This window comes from Streptomyces sp. NPDC051940 (genome assembly GCF_040680895.1).
Taxonomy (GTDB): domain Bacteria; phylum Actinomycetota; class Actinomycetes; order Streptomycetales; family Streptomycetaceae; genus Streptomyces.
Genome location: NZ_JBFAXR010000008.1, coordinates 1 through 24815 on the forward strand (window position 1 = coordinate 1; position 24815 = coordinate 24815).

A 24815-nucleotide genomic window follows, 5' to 3' on the forward strand; every position below is an offset into this window, starting at 1 on the left:
CGCGGCGAGGTGCGCGCCGAGGCGGACGCGGTCCGCGTCGCCGATGCGGACGCCCGCGGGGGCGACGTAGTCCGTCATGCGCGGGAACTTGTCGAGTGGTGGCCGGTGCCGCCCGGGCGGCTCGCTGCTACTTGGGGGCAGTGCCCGCGAGGGACTGCTTCTTGATGGCGTCGTTGATCGCATTGTCGGCCGTCTTCAGGGCGTCCGGGATGGACTGCTTGCCCTTCATGGCCGATTCCAGGGCCTTGCCGAAGGCGAGGGAGACCTCCCAGGGCTGGGCCGCCTCGGGCTTGCCGTACGGCACCACCTGCTCGGAGATGATCTTCATGAAGGGGTCCGAAGACGCCTGCGGGTCGGCCGCCAGGGCCGCGTCTACGGAGGTGCGGGCGGTGTACTTCGAGTAGCCGGTGGCCTTGAAGAAGTCGGTCATGATGGCCGTGTCCCCGGCGACCAGGTAGTTCACGAAGTCGGCCGCTTCCTTCTTGGCCTCCGACTTGGCGTCCACGGTCAGGGTCCAGCCGCCGAGCGTCGAGGTGGGCTTGGCCGCGTCGCCGTCGACGGTCGGGAACGGCGCCACGGCCGTCTTCTCGATCATCTTCGGGTACTCGTTCTTGAGCTGGCCGATCACCCACGATCCGCCGGCGGTCATCGCCACCTCGCCGTTGCCGTAGGGGGCGCCGTCGGCGTAGGGGACCTTGGGCTGCTTGGGGATCAGCCCGCCGGAGTACAGCGACTTGTACAGTCCGGCCACCTTCTCGAAGCACGGCTCGGTGGCGCGGGCCTTGGACCAGTCGTCCGCGATGGGCAGATGGCCGCAGGCGTTGTACTGCAGTCCCCAGCTCGACCAGCCCAGATCGGCTTCCACCGAGGCGATCGACATGCCCTTGACCTTGCCCTGGGTGAGCTTGGTCGACCAGGTGAGCAGCTCGTCCCAGGTGGTGGGCGGCTTCGCCGGGTCCAGGCCGGCGGCTTCGGCGAGGTCGGTGCGGTAGTAGAGCACGGTGGAGGGTTCGACCAGGAACGGGTAGGCGTAGGTCTTGCCTTCGACGGTGACGAAGTCCTTGACGTTGTCCTTGATGTCGCCCAGGGCCTTCGCGGGCAGCAGGTCGTCCAGCGGGGCGAAGCGGCCTTCGCGGGTGCCCGGGACGATGCCGTTGTAGGCGGTGGTCGACACGTCGGGCTGCTTGCCGGCGGCCTGGGCGGCCTTGAGCTTCTGCTCCCAGGTGTCGCCGGGCACCACCTGCAGGTTGATCTTCACCTTGTCCTGGGAGGCGTTGTAGGCGTCGACCTGCTTCTTGAACCAGGCCTGCTGGTAGTCCTCGAACTTGAACTGCCAGAAGTCCACAACGGTCTTGCCGCCCTCGGTCTGCTTCTCCCCGTCACTGCCGCAGCCGGCCAGTACCAGGGCACCGGCCACGGCCGTCGCGACCATTCCGGCAATTCTTCTTCGCCCGATGAACACGTTCTCTCCTTTGAGGTGCTCGCTGAAATTTACTCATCGCCGGGCCCGAGGCGATCTGCTGTGACGAACGTCACTCCTTGCCGGAAATCAGGTCGGCTTTATACCAATAGACGTTGTACGGCCCCCAGACCGACAACGTGAAATAGATGGTCCAGCCGCCGTCCGCCGTATAACGCGGAAGCATGTAGGGCGAATAGAGCCCCGGCACGTCCTGCGACGAGACCAGCGTGAACTTCTCCCGCCAGGGCCCCCAGGGCGTCGATCCCTCACGGATCGCCGCGCCCCCGCCGCCGCCGTCCGTGTACGTCATCAGCCAGCGCGAGAGGTGCTCGTTCCATACGACGGACAGCTCGCCGACCGTGTCGTCCACGACCGTCTCGGCCTTCGCCGCGTCCGGCGACCAGCGGGGCCGGCCGGTGCCGGCCGTGCCCGCGAAGTAGCGGTAGGCGCCGGGGTCCTCCACGTCCTGCTCGGGTACGCGCATCAGCCGCACACCGCCGAAGCGCCCGTGCGGGACGCCCCAGAAGTACAGGTCCCCGTCCACTTCGGCGACGCTGACCTGGATGAAGTTGCTCGTGCCCGGCCAGCGGGGCGCGTCCAGCTTGGTCCAGGTCCTGCCCTGGTCGGTGGATTTCGCCAGCCCCGCATGGTTCGCCTCCCACTCCCCCGGTTCGCCCCAGTGGCGTACCGACATGTAGGCCAGGTACATGGCGCCGCCGGCCTCGAAGCCGTAGGTGGGGATGACCGTCATCTCCTGGCCGTCCGCCTTCCGGGAGGGCAGCAACTCCTTCGCCCAGCCGATGTCGTCGGCGATGAAGCCGTCGAGGCGGATGCCGTCGGACGGATCGGTGTCGTCGGTGTACGCCAGGACGTTGGAGCGCCAGGCGTCGCCGCCCGCTCCGGCCTTGCCGTCCTCGCGCGGGCCGAAGGTGTCGCCGAAGACGAACCAGGTCCTCCCGGCGGCCTCGAACATCGAGCCGAGGTCCGTGCCGTGGACGTGGAAACGGTCGGTGCGGTTGGGCGAGTCGGCCCCGGTGAGCTGGGTGACGCGCTGCACGTCGCGGACACCGGCGAGGACGGCGGGGCGGGGTTCGGGGTCGAGCATGGCGCCTCCTGGTTCCGCGCAGCCGGCCGCCACCACCACCAGCGCCGCGGCGAGCGCCGCGCGGCTTCGTCGGCGGCTGGTGGCGGTCGTCACTTCAGCTCCACGTCGCCGCACAGGTGCACCGTCAGCCCCAGTTCGTGGAACAGGGCGGCCTTGGCGAGCAGCGCGCGGTCCGCGCCCGCGGCGTCCGGGGCGTACGCGACCTGGACGTGGTTGGCCTTGTGCCGGGCCATCAGCTGGTCCCGGCCGACGCCGTGCAGGACCGCGTGCATGATCGGCCACTGCGGGGTGGTGGCGTCCAGCCGGCGCCGCGTCTCCTCCTCGGGCAGCTCGGCCACATGGCCGCGGCCCAGGTCCACATGGAGCGCCCCGTCCATGATGAACACCCGCGACCAGACGATCTCGCCGGGCTTGGAGACGCCGCTGAGGGTGCCGCCGCCGAGCGGGAAGTACATCGGCGGCTGGCGCATGCTCCAGCTCTTGTCGTAGCCGCCGTTGTGGGCGGCGGGCACCGAGCCGGAGATCTCGAAGACCCAGACGAACTCGCCGCCGTACTCCGCGCCCCAGCGGATGTCGTGGAGCGTGGTCGCCGGGTCCAGGCCCATCGCGGTCCAGATGCGGTTGGTGACCAGCGCGTCGACGGCGACGCCCTCGTCCACCTCGTTGAAGTGCGGCAGCGGCCGGCCGGCGTACAGCTCGCGGGAGCCGTCACGGCTGAACACCGGGGGCCGGTCACCGTCGTTGAGCAGGCCCTCGGCGAGATCGCTGGCCGGGACGGTGTCCTTGAGCCCCTGCTGGTACTGGATGCCGACCGCGTCCAGACCGAAGTCGTCGCTGATCCGCAATGCCGCTACGTACATCTTGAACTGGCTGGTGAGCTGGGCCTCGGTGAGTTCGGTGGCCTCGTCGGTGCCCAGGTGGAAGATGAAGCCGCGCTCGTCCAGCCAGCGCCGGACGTCCTTGGCCTCCTCGTCCGTGACCTTGGCCATCTCGGCGACCAGGGCGCTCTGCGACAGGCGTTCCTTGTAGATGCCGAGGGGGTTGAGCAGTTCGTCGTCGAAGATCGCGTTGTACATGCCCATGCAGCCCTCGTCGAAGACGCCGATGATGGCCTTGTCGTCCTTCAGCTGCCGGGCGAGGGCGCTGCCCAGTTCCACCTCCGCCGCCCCCGCGTCCAGCGGGGGCAGTGCGCGGACATGCGACTGGTCGTGCTCGAGGGTGCCGGTCTCGAGCCAGCGCTCCAGTCCCGTACGGGCCCAGTCGTCGGTGAAGTCCTCGCTCCACAGGATCGAGTGATCGACGCCGGCCTTGGTCAGGCTGGCCGTCAGTCCCAGCAGACCCACGAGACCGGGATGGGCGCCGGACCAGTTGGCGACGACGAGGATCGGACCCCCGTGGTCGCGCAGGCCCGCCAGGACGTGGTGGCTGTACTGCCAGACCGCGGTGACCACGATCAGCGGGGCGTCGGCGGGCAGTTGCCGGAACACCTCCAGGCCGCGCCGCTGGCTGTCGATGAAGCCGTGCCGCGCCCCGGCGTCGACCTCGTGGCCGCGCCGGACCGACCAGCCCAGCCCCGTCACGGCGGCGGCGAGGTCGGCCTCCAGCCGCTCCTGTGCGGGCCAGCAGGCGACGTTGGCGCTGGGCCGGAGGTCTCCGCTGGCCACGGTGTACACGGTGCGCGGGAGTCGGCGCGGTCGCTCGGTGGGCTGGGGCAGCGTGTAGGTACGCAAGGAGGATCCTCCCCGTGCTGGCAACGGGCCGATGGTGCGCGGGCCGGCTGCGGTTGACCCCGCGTGGGCTCGCGGTGCCGGAAATCTCGCAGAAATCGATTTCAGCGTCAAGGGCTCTCACAGCCCCGGATTCGCCCGCAGCGGCCGGGCGGCCGCTGTCGGCGAATCGGTGCCGGGGGCGTTGACGCGCACGGCTGCGCCTGGCAACCTCACTCGACTGCGGGGCCAAATACCGGGCTCACCGCGCACAATCCACGCTCCCGCTTGGTCGCTCACCTTGGTCGAGCAGCCTTGCCCGCAGGTCATCGGCACGTACGCGTGCAGCCATACAGTCGTCGGAAAACGATTCCGTCTCTGCGTCACCCGGCACGGGTGACCGGTCGCCGGCACCCCCAACGCACGCCCTCAGGAGGACGAATGAAACGGTCCACATTCCTCAAAGCCGCCGCCGGCAGCGTGCTCGGCGGCCCGGGACTGCTCGGCGCCGCGGGCGCGGGCCCCGCCCGCGCGGCCCAGGGGGCGGGGGCGGCTCAGGTGGCGCAGGAGCAGGCGCTGCAGGTGACCAAGGTCGCCAACCTCACCGGACCCGGGCTGACGACGGCGTACCGGATGGAGGCCACCGATCTGGGCATCCCGGTCCGAACTCCCGACGGACGGCTGCTGTTCGTCTTCGGCGACACCTTCGAGCAGGCCTCCGTAGGCGGCGGCTGGTGGCGCTCACCGGTGGCCCTGTGGTCGAACACCACGGACCTGACCTCCGGGGTGCGCTGGTCCGGGGCCGTGGGCGGGGCGGCGGCCGAGCAGCTGTGGTTCTACGAGCACGACAACCCGGTGTTCTCCACCGTGCTCCCCTCCGACGTGATCACCATCGGCGGCAGCATGTATCTGCACGTCATGGTGAACAAGGGTCTGCACAACGTGGTGTGGACCGAGATCTGGCGCTCCGACGACTCCGGCGCCAGCTGGTACCACACCGGCGCCAAGTTCGCCCCGGACGCACACGGCGGCCTGTTCCAGTGCATCAGCTGGGGGCTGGGCAACGACGGCTGGGTGTACGTCTACTCCACCGCGTTCACCCGCCAACACCCGCTGATCCTGACCCGGGTGCGCGCCGACCGGATCGCCGACCCCGCCGCGTACGAGCCCTGGGGCTACCGCAACGGCGCCTGGGCGTGGGGCAATCCGGCCACCCCGATCCTCGAGGGCGAGTTCGGCGAGCTGTGCTTGCGGCCCCTGGGCGGCAAGTGGATCCTCACCTGGTTCAACGCGGGTGACTACCGGATCGACGGCATCATCATGGACTACCCCACGTCGAACCTGTACACCGCACATCGGCGCACCCTGATCCACGGCGGCGAGTGGGGCAGCGAGGACGACTCGCATGTCGCCCAGCTCTACGGCGGCTACATCATCCCCGGCTCCACCCTGGACGATCTGCATCTGGCCGTCAGCCAGTGGAACACCGCCCAGGGCTGGCCGTACCGGGTGATGCAGCACCGCGTCCAGGGCTTCGCCTCGGACACGGCACCGACCCGCTACTACGTCGACACCTTCGCCGACGCGCCCGTCTACGCCTCACCGACGAGCACCGTGCAGACGGGGACCCTGCGCGCGGGCACGAACTACGTCTACTGCAAGACCTGGGGCCGCGAGATCCGGGACGCCTCCAGCAACTACAACCACTGGTGGCTGCGCACCGACCCGGATGTGGGGCCGTCGGGCCAGTACGTATCCGCGTACTACCTGTCCCGGTGGGGCAACGACGAAGCGAAGGACAACAACGGCGCGGTGATCCCCGACTGCTGAACCGGCGCCTGGTCACGCGCTGCCCGTGTGCCGCCAGCCCTGCGAGTCCGTGGCGCGTGGGTAGTCCGACGGGGCGGGTTCGACCCGGCGTCCCTCGTACTGCGTCGAGAGCACCATCGAGGTGCTCATGGCTCCGTGCTTGCCGAGGCGTTCCAGCAAGCCTTCCAGATGCTCGAGCGAGGCGGCCCGCACCTTGAGCATGGTGCAGTGCTCGCCGGTGAGCTTGTGCACCTCGACCACCTCCGGGTAGTCGTCGGCGGCAGAGGTCTTCAGCAGGCAGCTGCCCAGCTGGCAGCGCAGTTGTACGAACATCGACACCGGCTGCCCCACCCGCCCCGCCGACACCTTGGCCTCGTACCCGGTGATGACCCCGTCCCGCTCCAGCCGCCGCACCCGCTCGGCGACGGCGGGCGGGGAGAGGTTGACCCGGCGGCCGAGCTGGGCGTACGAGAGACGGGCGTCGGCCTGGAGCTCGGCGAGGAGGCGCCAGTCGAGTTCGTCAAGGTGCACTTCTTCGGAACGAGAGCCCATCAGGGGTGAGAGCCTTTCATTCGTAAAGCAGTCGGCGGGGGAAGTCCGTTGATCGTGCCTTCTGTCGATGTTCGGCTTTCCATAGCGTTGCAGGGTATGGGAGTTGTGAACAGCCGTACGGCGATGGTCCGTTTGCTGGCCGGTGTGGCGCTGGTCAACCTGATGATGTCCGGGGCCTCCACCATGGCCACCCTGATCGCCGCGGACGCGGTGGGCGAGGCGTGGAGCGGCCTGCCGAACGTGGCCGGTGTCATGGGCACGGCCGCCGGAGCGATGGGGCTGTCCGCGCTGATGAGCCGCCGCGGCCGCCGCGCGGGTCTGCTCGCCGGGTACGGACTGGCGGCGTCCGGTGCCCTGCCCGCGGGCGGGGGCGCGGCACTCGCGGCCGGCGGCGCCCCCGTCCTGGGCGTCGTGCTGCTCTCGGTGGGTCTGGCCCTGCTGGGCGCCGGCAACAGTGCTGCCCTGCTGTCCCGTTACGCGGCGACGGACCTGTATCCGCCAGAGCGGCACGGAGCGATGATGGGCGTGGTGGTGTGGGGCGGCACTGCGGGAGCGCTGGCGGGGCCGGCGATGCTCCCCCTGACGACACACCTGGTATCCCCACCGGAAATGGGCCCCTACGCTTTGGCTTTCGTGGCATCGCTGGGAGCGCTGGTGGCGGTGGCAGGCTTGCCCGGGGCCAAGGCGGCGGGCGAGCGATCCGCCCGATCAGCAGACGATGGGCGCACCCCAGGGGGGAGACGGGTAGGCGCAGTCGACCACACACCTGCGTCCCCGCAGGCCCATCCTGCCGCCGGCACCTCCGTCGCCCTGCTGTCCATGATCACGGGCCAGGTGGTGATGGTCGCCGTCATGACCATGGCTCCCGTTCACCTTCACACCCACGGCCACGGCCTCGGCGCGGTAGGTGTCGTCCTGACCGCCCACCTCGCCGGGATGTTCGCCCTCGCCCCGCTCTCCGGCAAGCTCGCCGACCGGATCGGCGGCGCGGCGACGATCCGCGCGGGCTTCGGGGTGCTGGTGACGTCCGGCGCCTGCACGGTGCTGGCGGGCCCGTCTGCCGGGTTCCTCTTCTCCGCAGGGCTCTTCCTCCTCGGCTACGGCTGGAACCTGACCTTCGTCGGCGGCAGCGCTCTCCTCGCGGGCCGCTCCGCCCGCCTCCAAGGCCGCGTGGACGCGCTGGTGTGGGCGGCGTCCGGCGCAGCCGGGCTCGCCGCCGGGCCGCTCATGGCAGGCGCGGGCTTCGGGGCGCTGGTCGTGGTGGCGTGCGCGGCGGTCGTCCTTCCGGCGTCGCTGCTGCGCGAGCGGCCGCAGCGGGCAGCAGCCCCGGACCCGGCTGAAACGGAGGAGGGGACCGGCCGCTGCCACCACGACGCAGGAATCCGCCCAGCCGGTCGGTGAGGCAGGCGCACCGCGGGGATCACTCGACGGGCGGCTCTTGCGTAGCGGTCAGAACACCATCGCGAGGAGGTCGGCGAACAGCTCTTGTTCGTCGATGTCCAGCCCGCGCTTGGTGAACCAGGTCGCCATGTTGTGGCAGTCACGCAACAGGAAGTCCATGCCCTTCGGATTGCCGACGATGTCGACCACCTGCGGCAGGTCGATCATCACGATCCGGTCGGATTGGGCGAGGACGTTGTACGGCGAGAGGTCGCCGTGGGCCAGTCCCGCCCGGGCCAGCTCGCGCATGGCGCCGCGCAGTTGCTCGAAGTACCGCTCGAGGCGGTCCTTCGGCGGCCGGACCTGGGCGAGTCGCGGCGCGGCTCCGCCTTCACCGTCGTCGATGAACTCCATCAGCAGCTCAGTCCCGTCGACCTGCACGGGGTACGGCACGGGGACGCCGGCCTGCCACAGCCGGCACAATGCGTCCCACTCCGCGTAGGCCCACTGCCCGGCGGCGACGCTGCGGCCGTGCGCGGTCTTCTTCGCCATCGCGCGGCTGTCCCGGCTGTTGCGGGTACGTCGGCCTTCGACGTACGACGCGCTGCGGTGGAAGGACCGGTGTTCTTCGGTGCGGTAGCGCTTCGCGGCCAGCAGGGAGGACTTGGCCGGGGTGTCTCCGATGGCTTCGACGGCGCGCTCGATCAGGAAGACGTCGGCTTCCTTGCCGGTTTTCAGGACGCCGAGCTCGGTGTCGATCGCGGCCTGTTCCGTCACGACCCATCCGGGTCGTGGTTCCGGGCCGCGAGAGCCGCGCTCGATGTCGAGCCAGGTGGACCAGCGTTGATCCGGGCCCAGCTGCTCGTCGACCTCGACGAAGCGGACGCCGAAGGGGTCGGCCGGATGGGGTCGGGACTCGCGGCTCAGCTCTGCCGGGCGGGAGTCGAGATCGGAGAGGTTGTCAGAAAGGTCGTGCTCGGTACGAAAGACGTCGGAAGACATCGGGGGTGCTCCTGAACGGTGAGGTGAGACTGACACGGACATGCCGCAGCACAGTGATGGCCATTCGTCAGCCCTCCTCAGGTCCAGGCAGCGCTCCTCGCCGCTCGGTCGCACCAGGGTGCATGCCCGCTCTCGCGCGCGCAACGTATTTACCGGCTCTCAGGATCGCGAGCACCTGGGCCGGCGGCGGACGGGCAGTCGGCGATCACGGCGCGGCCGGCCTCGTGGTGCGCGAGACGTCATTGCCGCCGGCCGTGTCGCTCCTCGGCCACGACCCGTAGCCCCTGCGGTGCCGGCCGGATCTGCCGACACCGTGGGTGCGGGTCACGCGCCGGCGCGGACCAGCCCGCATTCGTACGAGAAGATCACGGCCTGCACCCGGTCCCGGAGGGCGAGCTTTGCCAGGATGCGGCTGACGTGGCCCTTCACGGTCCCTTCGGTGAGGAAGAGGCGGTCGGCGATCTCGGGGTTCGAGAGCCCCCGGGCGATCAGTTCGAGCACCTCGCGTTCCCGGTCGGTGAGGACGCGCAGCTCGGCCTCGGTGCGGGGCAGCGGGTCGCCGGACGTGCCGATGTGGCGTTCGATGAGTCGTCGGGTGACCGGTGGGGCGACGATGGCGTCGCCCTTGGCCACCACGCGGATCGCGGACAGCAGGTCGGCGGCGAGGGTGTCCTTGAGCAGGAATCCGCTGGCGCCGGCCCGTAGCGCGGTGTACACGTACTCGTCGAGGTCGAAGGTGGTGAGGATCAGGATGCGCGGTCCGTCCGGGAGCGATGCGCGGATGCGGCGGGTGGCCTCGAGACCGTCCACCTCGGGCATCCGGATGTCCATCAGCACGACGTCCGGCGTCGTTTGAACCGCCAGGTCGGTGGCTGTGGCGCCGTCGTCGGCCTCTCCGACGACGTCCATGTCCTCGGCGTTCTCGAGGATCATCCGCAGGCCGGCGCGGAGCAGGACCTGGTCGTCGACCAGCAGAACCCGGATCATGCGCTCGCTCCCGGCTCCGGTGGATCGACGGGGATGCGGGCCCGTACCGCATAACCGCCGCCCGGCTCGGGGCCTGCGGCCACTTCGCCTCCCAGCAGGGCCGCGCGTTCCCGCATGCCCCGCAGTCCGTTGCCGACCGTGTCGGCCTTGTCGGCTGCCGGCCCGCCGGTGCCGTTGTCGCTGACCTCGAGGCTCAGCTCGTCGCTTGTGTAGGACACCACCACCTGGACGCAGGCGCCCGGCCCGGCATGTTTCATGGTGTTGGTCAGCGCCTCCTGGACGATCCGGTACGACGAGACGTCCACGCCGGCGGGCAGCGGTCGCGGCGATCCGTCGAGGTGGAACTGGACCGGGGTGCCCGCCTGGCGGACCTGCCCGATGAGGCGGGGCAGTTGCGCCAGCCCCGGCACCGGCCGCGTATCGCCGTCGATCTGTCCGGACCCGGATGAGGACAGCACGTGCCGCATGTCGGCGAGCGAGGCGCGGCCGGTCGCCACGATGGTGTCCAGCGCGGCGAGGGTGTCGTCGGGCCGGTTGGCGAACGCCGCGGCGCCGCCTTGCGCCTGCATCACGATGACGGCCAGGCCGTGCGCCACCACGTCGTGCAGTTCGCGGGTGATCCTGGCGCGTTCGGCGGCCACGGCCAGCGCGGCTTGCTGGTCGCGTTCGCGCTCCAGGTCGCGCGCCCTCGCCCTGAGTTCGCCGAGGTAGGCGCGGCGGCTCTGCAGGCCCCATCCGATCGCCCAGGCGCCGAGCAGCAGGGAGCCGAGGACGGGGATCCCGCCCCAGTCGGTCGGGCCGAACGCCGTGGGTTCCTCGCCGCGCGGCAGTGCGGCGTCGCCGGTTGCCGACTGCGGTGGTGGCCCGGCGACTCCCGGCGGGCGTTCCTGTCCGCCGGTGCGGGGGCCTCCGTGGAGCCAGCCGTCGGCCTTGCCGTCGAGGGTCACGTAGGCCGACCACGCCGTCGCCACGGCCAGGGCGGCGCCGAGCAGTGCGAGCGACACCTGGCGCCGGCGCTGAGCGGCGATCGTGTACAGGGCGACCGGAACGGCCAGGTCGGCGGGCACGGGCCCGGCTGCCAGCGACATCTGTACGACGGTGGCGAGCGACGCCGCCGCGAGTGCCGGAATCGGCCACGTGCGGCGCACCGCCACGGCGGCGACGCAGACCCCGATCAGGGCCCACCTGGCCACCGGCTCCTGCAGCCACCGCACTTCGCCGAACCAACCGGTGCTCTCCTCGGTCGCGGCGGTGCCGGTCCACACCCACGTGCCCGCCAGCAGCAGAGCGGCGAGGACGGCATCCTGGACGCTCGATCTGCGTAAGGCGTGCCACGCCACGTAGATTTTCATACCAGGCAGCACCCTAAGGCTCGGCGGCGCCGTCCAGTACCCGTCGAAAGTCAGGGTTCAGAACATGACCAGGGGCAGGTGCGCCGGCACTCCGGCACCGCGCAGCCTCTGACGTATGACGAACATCTCCCGCGCTGCCGACGGCAGCTCGCGCCACCACCGTGCGATGAGAACACCACTTCTGCTGCTGGCCACTGTGTGCCTGGTGCTGGCCGGCGGGGGTGCCGCGCTCTGGCTCAACGTCGGAGACGACACGCCCTACGCCGACGCCGCGTGGAAAGAGGTCGTACCTGGAGGCGACTGCCACTGCGCGGACGGGAGCGAGTTCAAGTTCTGGGACCGGCGGGCCGATCCGGCCAAGGTGGTGCTGTTCCTGAACGGCGGCGGTGTCTGCTGGGACGCGACCAGCTGTGCCTTCACCAGCGACGGCACTCCCGGCGAGAGCGAACTCTACGACTGGAACCTGCAGTCCGACGGTCCGGGAAACAACTTCGGAGAGGACGGGATCTTTGACTTCGCCAACGACGAGAACCCGTTCGCCGACTACTCGTTCCTCTACGCGGCCTCTTGCACCGGCGACGCGCACCTCGGCAACGTTTCCCAGAAGTACTCCGACACGTTGACCGTCGAACACAACGGCTACGTCAACGGCACCGCCGCCCTGGACCACCTCGCCAGGACCTACCCGGACGCCACCCAGGTCGTCGTCATCGGCAAGACCGCCGGGTCGATCGCCGCCCCCGTCTACGGCGGACTGATCGCCGACCGGCTCCCGGACGCCCAGGTCACCGTGTTCGGCGCGCAGTCCGGTGCCTGGCCCGACAACCCCGACTTCAACACCGACGTCCTCGACGCGGCATGGGGCGCCTACGACACCATGCCCGACTGGGCCGTCCAAGGACTCACCGCCCGCCAATGGGGCGTCCCCGGGTTCTGGACCCAGGCCGGCCTTCACAACCCGGACCTCGTGCTGTCCCGATTCGACTACGCCCACGACCCGCATGCGGCCGTCGAGATCAGCGGATGGGAACACGGCGACTCACCGAGCGTCGACCCCGTGCCCGGCTTCGACGAGCTGGCCGTCATCGACGCCAACGAGAAGGCCATCGAAGCCGCCGGAGCGAACCTGCACAGCTACACCGCACCCGGTGAAGGCCACGGGCTCTTCGAGTTCGAGGACTTCTACCAGATGAAGGTCAACGGCGTCCGCCTGGTCGACTGGCTCGACACACTGGTCACCGACGACCCGCCCGCCGACGTCCATTGCGACACGTGCGATCCGTAGAACCGGTCCTCGACGAGGCGGAAGGGGCGCGGCCGGGTGGGCCGCGCCCCTCGTTGTCAGGGACGCTGCTTCGCCCGGTCCACGACCGCCCAGCGGTCCTGGTGGATCAGCTGGGTGTACGTGTTCTTGCCCGAGACCCGCTCGCTGCGGTAGCCGAGGCACTCGTACGTCCGCGGGTCGAAGATGATCACCACGGCCCACATCGCCCCGGGAAAGGAGATCGCGACACCCTCGCGGCCCTTCGCGGACTTCTGCCCGGGAGTCACCGTGATGCCGGGGATCTTCCCGAGCGCTTCGTACGCGGCGGCACGCAGCCCCTTCGGCATCACCACCGTCTTGTACAGCAAGCTCCCCAGATAGAAGTGGACGTCCGCCCAGTAGCGGTCGAGGTCCTTCTTGGGCTGCGGCCCGGCCACGGCGACGATCAGCTTGTCGGGATCCGTGGGGAGCGCGGTGAGGGTCTCCCAGTCGAACGGCGGCCAGAACCCCTTTCCGGAAGGCTTGCTCCACTCGCCGTGGCCCATCTCACCGCCCCAGGACGGTTTGGAACCGTCGATCGACTCCCAGTTCTCATTGACGTAGGTCTTCACCGCCCCGGTCCTCTGGTTCGTCTCGCGGTGGATCACCTTGGTATAGATGAACTGGTCGTCACGCGGCGGCACGACGGGCTTGTACGTCGCACGCTCCCGCTCCGCCGCACGGTTCAGCACGACGGCGGCGGCCGGCTGCATTCGTGGCACGGCCCGGTCCTGCTCCGCGTGGTCATCCTCATCGCGAACGACGTACGTCGTGGCCACGGCCGCGCTCGCCGCCGCGGCGACGGAGACCCGTAGGACGGCCCGGCGCCGCACCGGGGGACGAGCGCCGCCGACAGCGGCAAGGAGTCGGCTGCGGGCGTCGCGCCGCGCCTGGTCGCCGAGCGGGGCCGCGTCCGCGTCCCACTCCTTCAACAGCTCGAGTTCATTCATGGCCGGAGACCTCTCGCAGAGCACTCGGATCGGATCCACCCAACGCGTCACGCAACTTTCCCCGAGCCCGGTGAAGCCGAGACCGCACCGTGCCCACAGGCACGCCGAGAGCCTGCGCGACCTCCTCGTAACCGAGATCACCCCAGGCCACCAGAAGCAGCACATCCCGGTGCCGGGCCGGCAGCCCGGCCAGCGCCGCCGCCAGCTCACGCCCCGCCCCGGCCGCACTGACCCGCGCCACCACCCGGTCCGCCACCGCCTCGTCGTGCTCCGCAGGCGCGGGCATGCGTGCCAGCGCCTTGAACCGACGCGCCTCCGCCCGTCGATGCCGGGCCACCAGATTCGTGGCGATCCCGAACAGCCACGGCCGGGCGTCCGCCCGCCCGTCGTCGTACCGGTGGCGCTGCTGGAAGGCGGTGGTGAAGGTCTCCGCCATCAGATCGTCGGCGACCTCGCTCCCGAGCCGGCGCGCCGCGTAGCGATGCACCGCATCGGCGTGCCGATCGAACAGCACGGCAAAGACCTCGGGCTCATCCCGCGACCGCGCGATCACGAGGGCGTCGCTCTCGGCCCCGGATTCCTCCTCGGGGCGACGATCCGCCCCGACCAACAGGCGCACGCCTGGCTCGACGGCCATCGGGCCTCCTTACAAACGCTTCGAACGCTTGGGCTTACACCCCTCCTTCGCCGCAGCCGTCAAAGCAGTTCCACTACGCCCGCGACCTTCGGCGCTCCCCGCTGCCGCTGATCACCTATCCCGCGTCCGCCGCCACTCGGAACCCGGTGTGCCCCGTCGACGTGTCGGGCGTGTTCGACGTACGGGCCGAGCAGCGGTAGCGGTTGCAGTACGAGGCGTGGCACAGGTGGGAGCCGCCCCGCAGGGTACGGGCGGGGCTGCCGGGGGTGAAGCGGTCGGCGGTCCACTCCCAGACGTTGCCCACCGCTTGGTACAGGCCGAAGGCGTTGGGGGCGTGGGAGCGGGCGGGGGTGGTGCCCACCCGGGTTGCGGGCCGGTCGGGGAAGTCGCCGCGGAAGATCGTCACCCGCTCCGGCGTCGGTGGTTCGTCGCCCCAAGGGTAGCGGGCCTGGTCCAGGCCGCCGCGGGCTGCGTACTCCCACTCCGCCTCGGTCGGCAGCCGGGTGCCGGACCAGGCGCAGTACGCCAGCGCGTCGTGCCAGGACACGTGGGTGACCGGATGACCGAGCCGGTCGTCCGAGGTGGTGCCCGGCCCCTCCGGCCGGCCGTGCCAGGCGCCGGGCACCGCCAGCCACCAGTCGCTGCCCGGCACCGGCTCGGCGGTCGGGCGCAGGTGGGCCGGGACCACGCCGCGGAACACGAAGGAGTAGCCGAAGACCTCGGCCTCCGTGCGATAGCCGGTGGCCTCGGTGAAGGCCCGGAACTCGGCGTGGGTCACGGCCGTTGCCGAGATCCGGAACGGCGCCAGGGTCACCTCGCGCACCGGGCCCTCCCCGTCGTCCGGGAACGCGGCCGGGTCCGCGGTGCCCATGCGGTAGCTGCCACCGGGCAGCGGAAGGAGCGAGGCGAACGGAGCCAGGTCCCCGCCCCCGGCTCCCACGGGCAACACACCGGGCCGTTCTGCGGGGATCACCGAAAGCGGCACGGTGAGTGATGCCGGCCGCGCATCGCGGCCCGGTGTGCAGCAGGGGCGGGTCATGGCAGGGCCTCCTCAGACCGCGCGGTCGGCGGCCAGGGCGGCCGACAGTGCGGGGATGCCCAGCGCGGTCTCGTCGGCGGGCGTCGCCTGGTACAGGCTGTTGCGCAGCTGGTAGGGATCGTCCTGCAGGTCGTAGAACTCGCGGAACGTCACCTGGCCGGTCCCGCTGACCGTGCCCGCGGCGTCGGAGGTGAGGTCGTAGTACTCGGTGTACTGCCGGTCCTTGGCGACGTACGACGACCAGGTGGCGTGCCCCCCGGTGCCGGTCCCCTGCTTCCACCACTCGATCAGCAGGTGGTCGCGGAAGTATCCGGTGAGCAGGGAGTGCCCGTCGTGCGGGGTGTCCGGGGTGATGCCCGCGGCGTCGAGGAGGGTCGGGGCGATGTCGATGTTGGCGACGATCCGGTTGTCGACCGTACCGGAGCCGAGGCCGCCGGCCGGCCAGGACAGATAGAACGGCACCTCGTGTGCGGGGCGGTAGGGCACGCCCTTGCCGGACAGTCCGTGGTCCGACCAGTTGAAGCCGTTGTCCCCGATGTAGATCACCAGCGTGTTCTCCAGCTCGCCGAGCGCGGCCAGCTTGTCGTGGAACGCCTGCACCGCGTCGTCCACCGAGCGCAGGGTCCGCAGCTGCTCCGCCCGTACCCGCTGCCCGTCGGCGAGGGTCTGGGTGGCGTTTTGCACATAGGCGGGCTTGTCACTGCGGTCCGCCTCGGGGACGGAGGGCCGGCCGTTCCAGTCCGGAACGGCGGTTCCCGCGTACTTGTCCTCCGGGGTGCGCGGGCCGTGAGAGGCGTAGGGGGTGACGTAGGCGAACCAGGGGCGGGTGTCGGTGCGGGACTTGTCGATGAACGCCAGGGTGCGGTTCTTGATGACGGTGGTCGTATAGCCGGAGATGGTCTTGACGGTACCGTTGACGTTGTACGTGCCGTCCACGTACGACGGCTTGAGCAGGGCGAAGTCCTCGAAGTGGGGCGGGTTGTCGGCGATGTCCCAGGAGTTGAGGTACTTGCCGAACAGGCCGGTGCGGTAGCCGGACTGCTTGAGGTACCGCTGCACCGTGGTGTGCTGGTCGAGCGAGTACGAGGCGCCGTTGTTGCGTACGCCGTGGTTGTGGGCGTAGCGCCCGGAGAAGACCGAGGAGCGCGAGGGGGCGCACAACGGGGTGGTGACGTGGCCGTTGGTGAAGCGCACGCCCTGGCCGGTGAGCCAGGCGACGGTCTGCGGGGTGGCCCACTCGGTGTGCTTGGGCTGGTCGTCGGTGACGATCAGCAGGATGTTGGGGCGGGCGGCGGCTCGTGCCGGGGTGGCGGTGAGGGCGGGCAGGGTGGCGCCGGCCGCGACGGCGGCGGTGCCGGCCAGGACTCCGCGGCGGGTGGGGCCGCAGGAGCTTGAGGCGCTCATGACAGCTTTCGTCCTCTCGTCGTCGTACGAGATCAGTGGAGGCGGTGTCATCGAGGCTAGGACCACGCGTCACGGTGATCCATGCACGCGGCAATAAGGCCTCATTGCCGGTTTGTTGCCGCGAAACAACCCCCTGATCAATACGGTCCGACGACCACCGGATCCACTGGCACCCCGCTGCTTCGCGCGGCGTATCCTGCGTCCGTGGGGCTGCGATTCGATACGCGCCGGTCGGACTCGCCGTGGGTCGATGCCGTGTGGACCTGTACGAGCGAGCAGGTCACAGCGATGACGTCCGTCGCCGGTGTGCGCTGGGGTCTGGTGTTCTGGAAGCAGGACGGCCGGTCCTGCACGGCCGTCACCGGCCCCGAGACTCGGACCAGCACCGCCCCCGTACCCACCGGAGCCACCTTCACAGGGATCGAGTTCGCCGTCGGCACCTCGCTCCGGTTCGCACCGGCGCCGACGCTGGTCGACGCCGGCCTCGAACTCCCGGACACCACGCACCGGACGTTCCGGCTGGACGGCATGCGCTGGCCCACGCCCGGTCCCGACGACGCGGAGGCCCTGGTCGACCGACTCGTCCGGGCCGGAGCCGTGCAGCGCGACCCGCTCGTCGCCGAGGTGCTGCGCGGCCGCCCACTGGCCGTCTCCGGACGCACGTTGGAGCGCCGGTTCCGCGCCGCGACGGGCATGACGCGCGGCGCCTTTCGGCAGATCGAGCGTGCCCGTACGGCGGCGGGGCTGCTGGCGTCCGGAGCTCGGGCCGACGATGTCGTCGCCAAGCTGTCCTACTTCGACGAGCCCCACTTGGCGAGGGCGCTGCGCACCTACATCGGACGAACCGCCGGGCAGCTGCGCGAGGGCGTTGGAGGGGCGATCTCACTGGACCTGGACTTGGATCTGGATCGTGCCCTGGACCTGGACCTGGGCCTGGATCAGCGCTTGACGTCGTAGACCAGCTTGACGATCCCGTTCGAGTATGTGTGCGAGTCGCGCAGCGTCAGCATGTACTTGTCGCGGTCGAGCCGGCCGAACAGGCTCTTTCCGGCGCCGAGCAGGACAGGGAAGACGAGCAGGTGGTACCGGTCGATCAGGCCCGCGTCCGACAGCCGCCGGGCCAGCTCGGCACTGCCGTGGATGAAGATCGCCCCGCCCTCGCCCTCCTTGAGCGCGGCCACGTCCTCGGCCGAACGCAGGATCGTCGTCGGCCCCCACCCGTCGACGAGGTCATCCTCGGACATCGCGGACGACACGACGTACTTGGGCAGCTCCTTGTAGTCGGCGTGATCCTCCGAGCCGGGCCACACCGAGGCGAACGCCTCGTAGCTGCGACGGCCGAACATGAGCGCTGTCGTGTCGGCGAGCTCCTCGCCTTTCAGCGACCAGGCCTCCGGGACGAACTCGAGGTCCTTGACCACCCATCCGCCGCTACGGTGCTCCTCCCCCGGCCCGCCGCCGGGCGAGTCCACGACTCCGTCCAACGACATGAATCCGGTGTAGACCAGGTCACGCATGGTGCTGCCTCCGCAAGGATCGGAACGGACTGAAGCGTCCACGCTAGATCGCAGCCGCGGCAGCCGTCTTGGACAGAAACGACAGCGGGGCCGACATCTTCGCGGTGCACTGCGCCGACGGCGCGGCATGGCAGATGGCCCGAGTACCCACCCCCTCACCACGGAAGGGACGGGCACAGGGTGCGAGGGTCAGTTCAGGCGTCCGCCGATGCCGCCGTCCGGGGCGATCTCGGCGACGGCGGCGAGGTCGTCGGCAGTGAGGGTCAGATCGGCGGCGGCGGTGTTCTGCGCGACGCGGCCGGGGTTGCGCGAGCCGGGGATGGGGACGATGTAGTCCTTCTGCGCCAGCAGCCAGGCGAGGGCGAGCTGGGAGAGGGTGGCGTCCTTGGTCTCGGCCAGCTCGGTCAGCTTGCCCGCGATGGCGAGGTTGGCGTCGAAGTTCTCCGGCTTCCACCAGGCCAGGCGCCGGCGGAAGTCGTCGGCGGTGTAGTGGTCGCGGGACTTCACCGCGCCGCTGAGGAAGCCGCGGGCGAGCGGGGAGTAGGCGACCAGACCGATGCCGAGTTCCTCCAGGACCGGGAAGAGCGGGGCGGTGTCGTGGGGCGCGAAGAGTGAGTACTCGTTCTGCAGGACCGAGATCGGGTGCACCGCGTGGGCGCGGCGGATGACGTCCTCGCCTGCGTTGGACAGGCCGAGGTACCTCACCTTGCCGGCGTCGACGAACTCCTTCATCACGCCGACGACGTCCTCGATCGGCACGTTCGGATCGGGCACGTGCTGGTAAAGGACGTCGATCACATCGGTATTCAAGTTGCGCAGGCTGTTGTCGACCACCTCGCGGATGTGGTCGGGCCGCGAGTCGGGGCCGAAGGTGGGGGTGAAGCCGAACTTGGTCGCGATCGTCACTTCGTCGCGGATCGGCGCGAGGGCGTGGCCGAGGAGCTTCTCGCCCTCGCCCCAGCCGTACATCTCCGCGGTGTCGAAGTGGGTGACGCCGAGGTCGTGCGCGCGGCGGATCGCGGTGATCGACTGGGTGTCGTCGGACGGGCCGTAGCCGACGGCCGTGCCCATGGCGCCGTAGCCGATCGCAGAGGCGGTCAGGCCCTGTGTTCCCAGATTCCGCTGTTCCATGAGGCACTCCTCTACCAAACCGAACCGTTTGGTTTGATCGTACGCCGGGGTCCTGCTTACGGCAAACCGAACGGTTCGGTCCGGTAGATTGGCGCTGTGAGCACTTCAGCCGGGACGGACTCCACCCGCGACCGCATCGTCGTCGCGGCCACCGCCGAGTTCGCCCGGCACGGCATCGCCGGCGCCCGCATCGAACGCATCGCCAAGACGGCGAAGACCAGCAAGGAACGGCTCTACGCCCACTTCCGCGGCAAGGAAGAGCTCTACGCCACCGTCGTCGCCCGCGAGATGGCCCTGGTCGCCGAGGCCACCCGCCTCGACGTCACCGACCTGCCCGGCTACGCCGGACGCGTCCACGACTACTTCACCACCCACCCCGACAGGCTCCGCCTGATGAACTGGGGCCGCCTCGAACTCGCCGACGCCCCACCCGACCCGGATGACCCCATCCAGGCCACCGTGCTCCACAAAACCGAGCAGCTCCGCGAAGCGCAGAAGGCCGGCCACCTCGACCCGGCATGGGACCCCGTCGACATCCTCATGTTCGTCAACCAGCTCGCCATGTCCTGGGCCGGCCAGACCGACCTGCTGCCCACCGACGAGAAACGACGCACCTCGTTCCTAACCGCCCGTCGCGAAGCCATCGTGACGGCGGTCCAGCGCCTGTTCCCTGCCTCTACCGCCTAGCGGTCAAGATCCGCCGGACAGAAGACCTGGTGCTGGTGCTCTCGCGCTCGCCGGTCAGGATGGCTGGACCCGGTCGAAGACCGCGATAGCTTCAGCGGGGTCCGGGCTCACGAGGCGTTCCAAGCCGGCCGTCGTGATCTGCGACCATCTGCCGGCCCGTGCCCACATCTGTTCCTCGAAGGCGCGAACGGTCTCGTCCAGATCATCTCCGGCGCCGATCGCGATGGACTCGGCGAGTTCCGCGCCCTCCAGCATCGCCAGGTTCGCGCCCGCCCCCAACGGCGGCATCAGGTGGGCGGCGTCGCCAAGCAGCGTCACCCCGGGGACATGGGTCCAGGCATGGTTCACGGGCAGGACGTACAGGGGGCGGTGTACGAAGGCGGTGCCGTGGCGGACGAGGTCGAGGACGGGAGCGGCCCAGCCGTCGAACAGGGCCAGCAGGCTTGCCCGCACGGCCTCGGCGTCGGTCAGGTCGAGGTTCGCGTGCCAGTCCAGCGGTGCGCGGAACTGGGCGTACACCTTGACGTGGCCGCCGCTGTTGCGCTGGGCGACCAGTGCCCGGTTCACGCCGTACACGGCCAGGGAACCGTCGCCGATCAGCCGGGAGAGGTCGGGGTGGCGGGTGTCGACGTCGTCGAGGGAGGTCTCGATCGCGGTGACGCCCGTGTAGTGCGGCGTCGCCGGTGAGACTGCCGGGCGGGTGCGGGACCAGGCGCCGTCCGCGCCGACCACGAGGTCGAACGCCTCCTGTCGCCCGTCCGCGAAGTGGACCAGCGCGCCGTCCGGGGTCCCTGGCACGACGTGCGTGACGGCCCGCCCCCATTGGACGTCGAGTTCGCCGAGCAGCAGGTCGCGGAGTTGCCCGCGGTCGATCTCGGGATTGGCCTCGTCGTCGGGGCGGGGTTGCCAGTCGCGCAGCACGGTCCCGTCCGGGTCCAGGATGCGCATGGCCTGCCCCTCAGGGCGGGACAGCGCCCGGAACTCCGTCAGCAGCCCCGCCTTGTCCAGGGCGCGCTGGCCCAGGCCTTCCTGCAGGTCCAGCGTGCCGCCAGGGGGACGGGCGTCGGGGGCGGGTTCGCGTTCGAGGACGGTGGCCGGGTAGCCGTGGCGGTGCAGGACACGGGCGAAGGTGAGGCCGCCAGGGCCGCCTCCGATCACGGCGATACGCTGTCTCATGCCGATACACTGTATTGATCAGCACGACGCATCGCAACGAAATGGTGTGACACATGACTGTGTGGGACCGGCCGGAGCCGCCGCCTCGCCCCGTGCCGCTCGACCGGGAGCGGATCGTCGCCGCCGCTGTCGCGCTGGCCGACGAGGGCGGGCTGGAAGCGGTGTCGTTGCGCAAGGTCGCCGCCCGACTCGACGCCGGGCCGATGCGGCTGTACGGGTTCATCTCCACCAAGGAGGAGCTGTTCGACCTCATGGTGGACGAGGTCCAGGCCGAGATCCTCGCCGAGGAGCAGCCCGGTGACTGGCGGGAGGCGTTGCGCGTCCTCGCCCACCGCACCAGGCAGACCGCGCTCCGGCACGAATGGCTGGCCGACCTGCTCGGTGGCCGACCGGCCCTGGGCCCGAACGGCCTCGCCATGGCCGAGGCCACGCTCTCCGCCCTCGACGGCCTCGCCGACATCGACACCGTGATGCGCGCTGTGGAGACCGTCAGCGCCTACTTCACCGGCGCGATCAGGCGCGAGATCGCGAACCTGCGGGCCGAGCGCGCCACGGGCCTGTCCAAGCACGACTGGCAGCGCACCTCCGGCCCGTACCTGACGAGAGTGCTGGCCACGGGCCGATTCCCGGCGCTGACCAAGGCCGTGTACGACGGTACGGACGTGGACGCCGCGACGTCCTTCGCGACCGGCCTGGAGTGGGTCCTCGACGCCGTCGCCGCCAAGCTCACCCCGCCTTGATCGTCTTACGTCACCGCTGACGTCCCCGTCTCTCACACGGCGTCGCCGTACTCCCCCGGACCACCAGCTCCGGCTCGAACAGCAGCTCATCGCCGTGCACGGGGTTTCCCTCCAGTTCCGCCGTCAGCAGGGCGACCGCGGCGTGTCCCATGGCCTCGATCGGCTGGCGGACGGTGGTGAGTGGTGGATCGGTGCAGGTCATCACCGGTGAGTCGTCGTACCCGACCACGCTGATGTCGTCCGGCACGCTCAGCCCGTAACGGCGTACGCCCCGGATCGCGCCGAGGGCGAGTACGTCGCTGGCGCAGATCAGGCCGGTCGCGCCGCGATCGATGAGCCTGCCCGCGGCGGCGCGCCCGCCCTCCATCGAGAAGATGGTGTGCTCGGCCAGGTCCCGACTGCCCGGGAAGGCGCTCAGTTTGCGTTGCGACGGCAGGTGGTCGGGAGGGCCGGCGATGAGGCCGATGCGCGTGTGGCCGAGGCTCGCCAGGTGGGTGTACGCGTGCTCGACCGCCACGGTGTCGTCGGCGGACACGCGCTGGAAGCCGAGCCCGTCGATGGAGGCGTTGATCAGGACGCTCGGCAGCCTGCGCTGCAGGAGTTGGTGGTAGTGGGTGTGGTCCGCGCCGGCCAGCGTGTGGCTGCCGCCGGCGAAGATCACGCCGGAGACGTGCTGGCCGAGCAGCATGTCGACGTAGTCCGACTCGGAGAGGCCGCCGGCGGTCCGCGTGCACAGCACTGGCGTGAAGCCCTGCTTGGCCAGGGCGCCGCCGACCACCTCCGCGAACGCCGGGAAGATCGGGTTGAGCAGGTCGGGCAGTACCAGCCCGACCAGCCTCGCCCGCTCTCCGCGCATCTTCACCGGCCGTTCGTAACCGAGTACGTCGAGCGCGGAGAGTACGGCGTCGCGTGTCGTATCGGAGATCCCCGGACGGCCGTTGAGCACGCGGCTCACCGTCGCCTCGCTGACCTTGGCGTACGTGGCGACCTCGGCCAGCCGCGTCATACCCGCGGTCCCGTCACCGTAGGGGGAACGCCGACGTAGGCGCTGACACCCGTTGCGCGCCTCATTTGAGCCCCGAGTGGGCCAGGCCCTCGACGAACTGGCGCTGTGCGACCACGAAGACGATCAGGACCGGCAGGACGGTCATCGTGGCGGCCGCCAGTTGGGTGTTCCACATCTCGCCCCCGTAGGCGTCGGTGAACCGGGTGAGCGCCTGCGGCAGCGTGAACAGATCCGGCGAGGTGAGGTACACGGTGGGTTCCAGGTAGAGGTTCCACGAGGTGAGGAAGGTCAGGATCGCGACCGCGGACAGCGCCGGCCTGGCCAGCGGCAGGCAGATCCGCCACCAGATCGCGGGGCGGCCGAGGCCGTCCAGCCGGCCCGCCTCCTCCAGTTCGACCGGGAGCGCGATGAAGAACTGCCGCATGATGAAGGTGGCCAGGACGCACGGGGCGGCCAGGGCGGTGACCAGGATCAGCGGCCAGTGCGTGTTGACCAGTCCGGCCTGTTTGAACATCTGGAACAGCGGCACGATGGTCACCTCGCTGGGTACCAGGAGTCCGACCAGCACCACCAGGAACAGGGCGTTCGCGCCGGGGAAGCGGATCCGGGCGAAGGCGTATCCGGCGAGGCTCGAGACCAGCAGCGTGATCAGGGTGACCAGGACGGCGATGTAGACGCTGTTCAGGTACTGCCGGGCGAACGGCTGGAAGCTGAACGCTTCGGTGTACGCGGAGAGCGTGGGGTTGGCGGTCCACAGCGAGGGCGGCGCCTTGAAGATCTCCGCCAGCGGTTTCACCGAGGCAGCCACCATCCAGACCGTCGGCACGGCGAAGGGGATCGCCAGCACGCCGAGCACGGTCACCAGCAGTGCGCGCCGAAGGAACGGCTGCGGCTTACTGCCCAACGGCTGCGGCTTACTGCTCATGGAACACCCACTTCCGGCGCAGCTGCCACTGCAGCAGGGTCAGCACCATGACGAACGACAGCAGCATCAGCGCGAGCGTCGAGCCGTACCCGATGTCGTTGAACTCGAAGGCCTGCTGGAAGACGTAGAACACGAGCACCGTGGTGCTCAACTCCGGGCCGCCGCCGGTCAGCACGGCGATCTGCGCGAACGACTGCAGGGCGCCGACGATGGTGATGATCGCGGTCAGCAGCAGCGTGGGTGAGATGAGCGGCAGGGTGATCCGGGTGAAGATCGCCCTGCTTCCCGCGCCGTCGAGCCGGGCGGCCTCGTACAGCTCGGACGGCACGCCCTGCAGTGCGGCGAGGAAGAGCACCATGTTGACGCCGACGCTGCGGATCACCTGGGTGACGATCACCGACGCCATGGCGGTGTGGCCGTCCTGCAGCCAGTTCGGTCCCGTGATGCCGACCACGTCGAGCACTGCGTTGATGCCGCCGTTGTCCTGCAGCAGGAAGCCCCAGACCAGCGTCCAGGCCACGACGGAGACGACGACCGGCGAGAAGAACAGGGTGCGGAAGAACGTCGCTCCCCGGAACCTGCGGTTGAGCAGGACGGCGAGCAGCAGGCCGAGGGTGATGTTCAGGACCACGACCCCGCCGCAGAAGACGGCGGTGGCCAGCAGCACCTTGGGCAGTTGCGGGTCGGAGGCCAGGGCCGCGTAGTTGTCGGCTCCGACGAAGGTCTGCTTGCCGCTGAAGACGTTCCAGTCGTTCAGGCTGTACCAGACGGCCAGCCCGACCGGGATCAGCACGAAGAGGACGACCCCGGCGAGCTGCGGTGCGATGAACAGGTAGCCGGTGAGTACGTCCCGGCGCCGGGTCGTCCAGAACGGTGGTGCGGTCACGTCCCGGGCGGGCCTCGACGCCCGGGACGTGCTCGGGGTCCTCGTCAGGGTGGCCATGG

General features: G+C 70.1%; 22 protein-coding genes and 2 pseudogenes. 7 read left to right on the forward strand and 17 right to left on the reverse strand.

Annotation, left to right across the window (positions count from 1 at the left end; translation table 11 throughout):
* Positions 1-127: 127 nt before the first annotated feature.
* The 3 genes from AB0M28_RS05560 to AB0M28_RS05570 all read right to left on the reverse strand — a co-directional run bounded on the left by AB0M28_RS05560 (position 128) and on the right by AB0M28_RS05570 (position 4297).
* A complete protein-coding gene (locus AB0M28_RS05560; protein ID WP_365398186.1) occupies positions 128-1432 on the reverse strand; it encodes an extracellular solute-binding protein in 1305 nt (434 codons plus the stop codon).
* A gap of 100 nt (positions 1433-1532) precedes the next feature.
* Positions 1533-2660: a DUF4185 domain-containing protein gene (locus tag AB0M28_RS05565; protein ID WP_365398189.1), complete on the reverse strand. Its 1128-nt coding sequence runs from the start codon at positions 2658-2660 to the stop codon at positions 1533-1535.
* Positions 2657-4297, reverse strand: coding sequence for a fucose isomerase (locus AB0M28_RS05570; RefSeq protein ID WP_365398192.1), 1641 nt, complete (start codon positions 4295-4297; stop codon positions 2657-2659). The genes AB0M28_RS05565 and AB0M28_RS05570 overlap by 4 nt, the downstream gene beginning before the upstream one ends.
* 417 nt (positions 4298-4714) lie before the next feature.
* On the opposite strand from AB0M28_RS05570, the pseudogene AB0M28_RS05575 reads away from it, so the two are divergent.
* Both AB0M28_RS05575 and AB0M28_RS05580 read left to right on the forward strand, forming a co-directional pair.
* Positions 4715-5785: pseudogene (locus AB0M28_RS05575) on the forward strand (DUF4185 domain-containing protein); the annotation flags it as partial.
* 45 nt (positions 5786-5830) lie between these two features.
* Positions 5831-6103: pseudogene (locus AB0M28_RS05580) on the forward strand (M23 family peptidase); the annotation flags it as partial.
* 12 nt (positions 6104-6115) lie between these two features.
* Here the strand turns inward: AB0M28_RS05580 and AB0M28_RS05585 are convergent.
* A complete protein-coding gene (locus AB0M28_RS05585) occupies positions 6116-6634 on the reverse strand; it encodes an Lrp/AsnC family transcriptional regulator (protein WP_365398195.1) in 519 nt (172 codons plus the stop codon).
* A 96-nt stretch (positions 6635-6730) separates the two neighbouring features.
* Between AB0M28_RS05585 and AB0M28_RS05590 the strand changes: the two genes are divergently transcribed.
* Positions 6731-8035: an MFS transporter gene (locus tag AB0M28_RS05590; protein ID WP_365398198.1), complete on the forward strand. Its 1305-nt coding sequence runs from the start codon at positions 6731-6733 to the stop codon at positions 8033-8035.
* 48 nt (positions 8036-8083) lie between these two features.
* On the opposite strand, the gene AB0M28_RS05595 is transcribed toward AB0M28_RS05590, so the two are convergent.
* From AB0M28_RS05595 to AB0M28_RS05605, 3 genes are all read right to left on the reverse strand, one after another.
* Positions 8084-9016 carry an RIO1 family regulatory kinase/ATPase gene (locus AB0M28_RS05595; RefSeq protein ID WP_365398201.1) on the reverse strand — a complete coding sequence of 311 codons (933 nt, stop codon included), beginning with the start codon at positions 9014-9016 and terminating at the stop codon, positions 8084-8086.
* 324 nt (positions 9017-9340) lie between these two features.
* Positions 9341-10003, reverse strand: coding sequence for a response regulator transcription factor (locus AB0M28_RS05600; protein WP_365398204.1), 663 nt, complete (start codon positions 10001-10003; stop codon positions 9341-9343).
* The gene (locus AB0M28_RS05605; protein ID WP_365398207.1) at positions 10000-11355 is read right to left on the reverse strand and encodes a sensor histidine kinase; all 1356 of its coding nucleotides are present in this window, start codon (positions 11353-11355) and stop codon (positions 10000-10002) included. The genes AB0M28_RS05600 and AB0M28_RS05605 overlap by 4 nt, the downstream gene beginning before the upstream one ends.
* Positions 11356-11521: 166 nt before the next feature.
* On the opposite strand from AB0M28_RS05605, the gene AB0M28_RS05610 reads away from it, so the two are divergent.
* Entirely contained in the window at positions 11522-12640 is a 1119-nt protein-coding gene (locus tag AB0M28_RS05610; RefSeq protein ID WP_365398210.1) for a pectin acetylesterase-family hydrolase, read from the forward strand.
* Positions 12641-12696: 56 nt separating this feature from the next.
* On the opposite strand, the gene AB0M28_RS05615 is transcribed toward AB0M28_RS05610, so the two are convergent.
* The 4 genes from AB0M28_RS05615 to AB0M28_RS05630 form a co-directional block, all read right to left on the reverse strand.
* Positions 12697-13608 (reverse strand): CU044_5270 family protein, encoded by a 912-nt coding sequence (locus AB0M28_RS05615; RefSeq protein ID WP_365398213.1) that lies wholly within the window; start codon positions 13606-13608, stop codon positions 12697-12699.
* Positions 13601-14245, reverse strand: a complete 645-nt coding sequence (locus AB0M28_RS05620) for an RNA polymerase sigma factor (protein WP_365398216.1) — start codon at positions 14243-14245, stop codon at positions 13601-13603. Before AB0M28_RS05620 ends, AB0M28_RS05615 begins: the two co-directional genes overlap by 8 nt.
* Before the next feature lie 115 nt (positions 14246-14360).
* The gene (locus AB0M28_RS05625) at positions 14361-15284 is read right to left on the reverse strand and encodes a formylglycine-generating enzyme family protein (RefSeq protein WP_365398220.1); all 924 of its coding nucleotides are present in this window, start codon (positions 15282-15284) and stop codon (positions 14361-14363) included.
* A 12-nt stretch (positions 15285-15296) separates the two neighbouring features.
* Complete coding sequence (locus AB0M28_RS05630; RefSeq protein ID WP_365398223.1) at positions 15297-16688, reverse strand: sulfatase; 1392 nt, start codon at positions 16686-16688, stop codon at positions 15297-15299.
* 204 nt (positions 16689-16892) lie between these two features.
* Between AB0M28_RS05630 and AB0M28_RS05635 the strand changes: the two genes are divergently transcribed.
* The gene (locus AB0M28_RS05635) at positions 16893-17645 is read left to right on the forward strand and encodes a helix-turn-helix domain-containing protein (protein WP_365398225.1); all 753 of its coding nucleotides are present in this window, start codon (positions 16893-16895) and stop codon (positions 17643-17645) included.
* Here the strand turns inward: AB0M28_RS05635 and AB0M28_RS05640 are convergent.
* Both AB0M28_RS05640 and AB0M28_RS05645 read right to left on the reverse strand, forming a co-directional pair.
* Entirely contained in the window at positions 17627-18205 is a 579-nt protein-coding gene (locus AB0M28_RS05640) for a dihydrofolate reductase family protein (RefSeq protein WP_365398228.1), read from the reverse strand. The genes AB0M28_RS05635 and AB0M28_RS05640 overlap by 19 nt on opposite strands.
* Positions 18206-18394: 189 nt before the next feature.
* A complete protein-coding gene (locus tag AB0M28_RS05645) occupies positions 18395-19336 on the reverse strand; it encodes an aldo/keto reductase (RefSeq protein WP_365398231.1) in 942 nt (313 codons plus the stop codon).
* Positions 19337-19432: 96 nt separating this feature from the next.
* Between AB0M28_RS05645 and AB0M28_RS05650 the strand changes: the two genes are divergently transcribed.
* A complete protein-coding gene (locus tag AB0M28_RS05650; protein ID WP_365398234.1) occupies positions 19433-20023 on the forward strand; it encodes a TetR family transcriptional regulator in 591 nt (196 codons plus the stop codon).
* A 54-nt stretch (positions 20024-20077) separates the two neighbouring features.
* On the opposite strand, the gene AB0M28_RS05655 is transcribed toward AB0M28_RS05650, so the two are convergent.
* Positions 20078-21199: an NAD(P)/FAD-dependent oxidoreductase gene (locus AB0M28_RS05655; RefSeq protein WP_365398237.1), complete on the reverse strand. Its 1122-nt coding sequence runs from the start codon at positions 21197-21199 to the stop codon at positions 20078-20080.
* A gap of 53 nt (positions 21200-21252) precedes the next feature.
* Between AB0M28_RS05655 and AB0M28_RS05660 the strand changes: the two genes are divergently transcribed.
* Complete coding sequence (locus AB0M28_RS05660) at positions 21253-21939, forward strand: TetR/AcrR family transcriptional regulator C-terminal domain-containing protein (RefSeq protein WP_365398240.1); 687 nt, start codon at positions 21253-21255, stop codon at positions 21937-21939.
* Between the two features lie 10 nt (positions 21940-21949).
* Here the strand turns inward: AB0M28_RS05660 and AB0M28_RS05665 are convergent, their stop codons facing one another.
* The 3 genes from AB0M28_RS05665 to AB0M28_RS05675 all read right to left on the reverse strand — a co-directional run bounded on the left by AB0M28_RS05665 (position 21950) and on the right by AB0M28_RS05675 (position 24813).
* On the reverse strand, positions 21950-22945 hold the full coding sequence (locus tag AB0M28_RS05665; RefSeq protein WP_365398243.1) for a LacI family DNA-binding transcriptional regulator: 996 nt from the start codon (positions 22943-22945) through the stop codon (positions 21950-21952).
* 61 nt (positions 22946-23006) lie between these two features.
* Complete coding sequence (locus AB0M28_RS05670; RefSeq protein ID WP_365398246.1) at positions 23007-23870, reverse strand: carbohydrate ABC transporter permease; 864 nt, start codon at positions 23868-23870, stop codon at positions 23007-23009.
* Positions 23860-24813 (reverse strand): sugar ABC transporter permease, encoded by a 954-nt coding sequence (locus AB0M28_RS05675; protein ID WP_365398502.1) that lies wholly within the window; start codon positions 24811-24813, stop codon positions 23860-23862. Before AB0M28_RS05675 ends, AB0M28_RS05670 begins: the two co-directional genes overlap by 11 nt.
* Between the last annotated feature and the right edge of the window lie 2 nt (positions 24814-24815).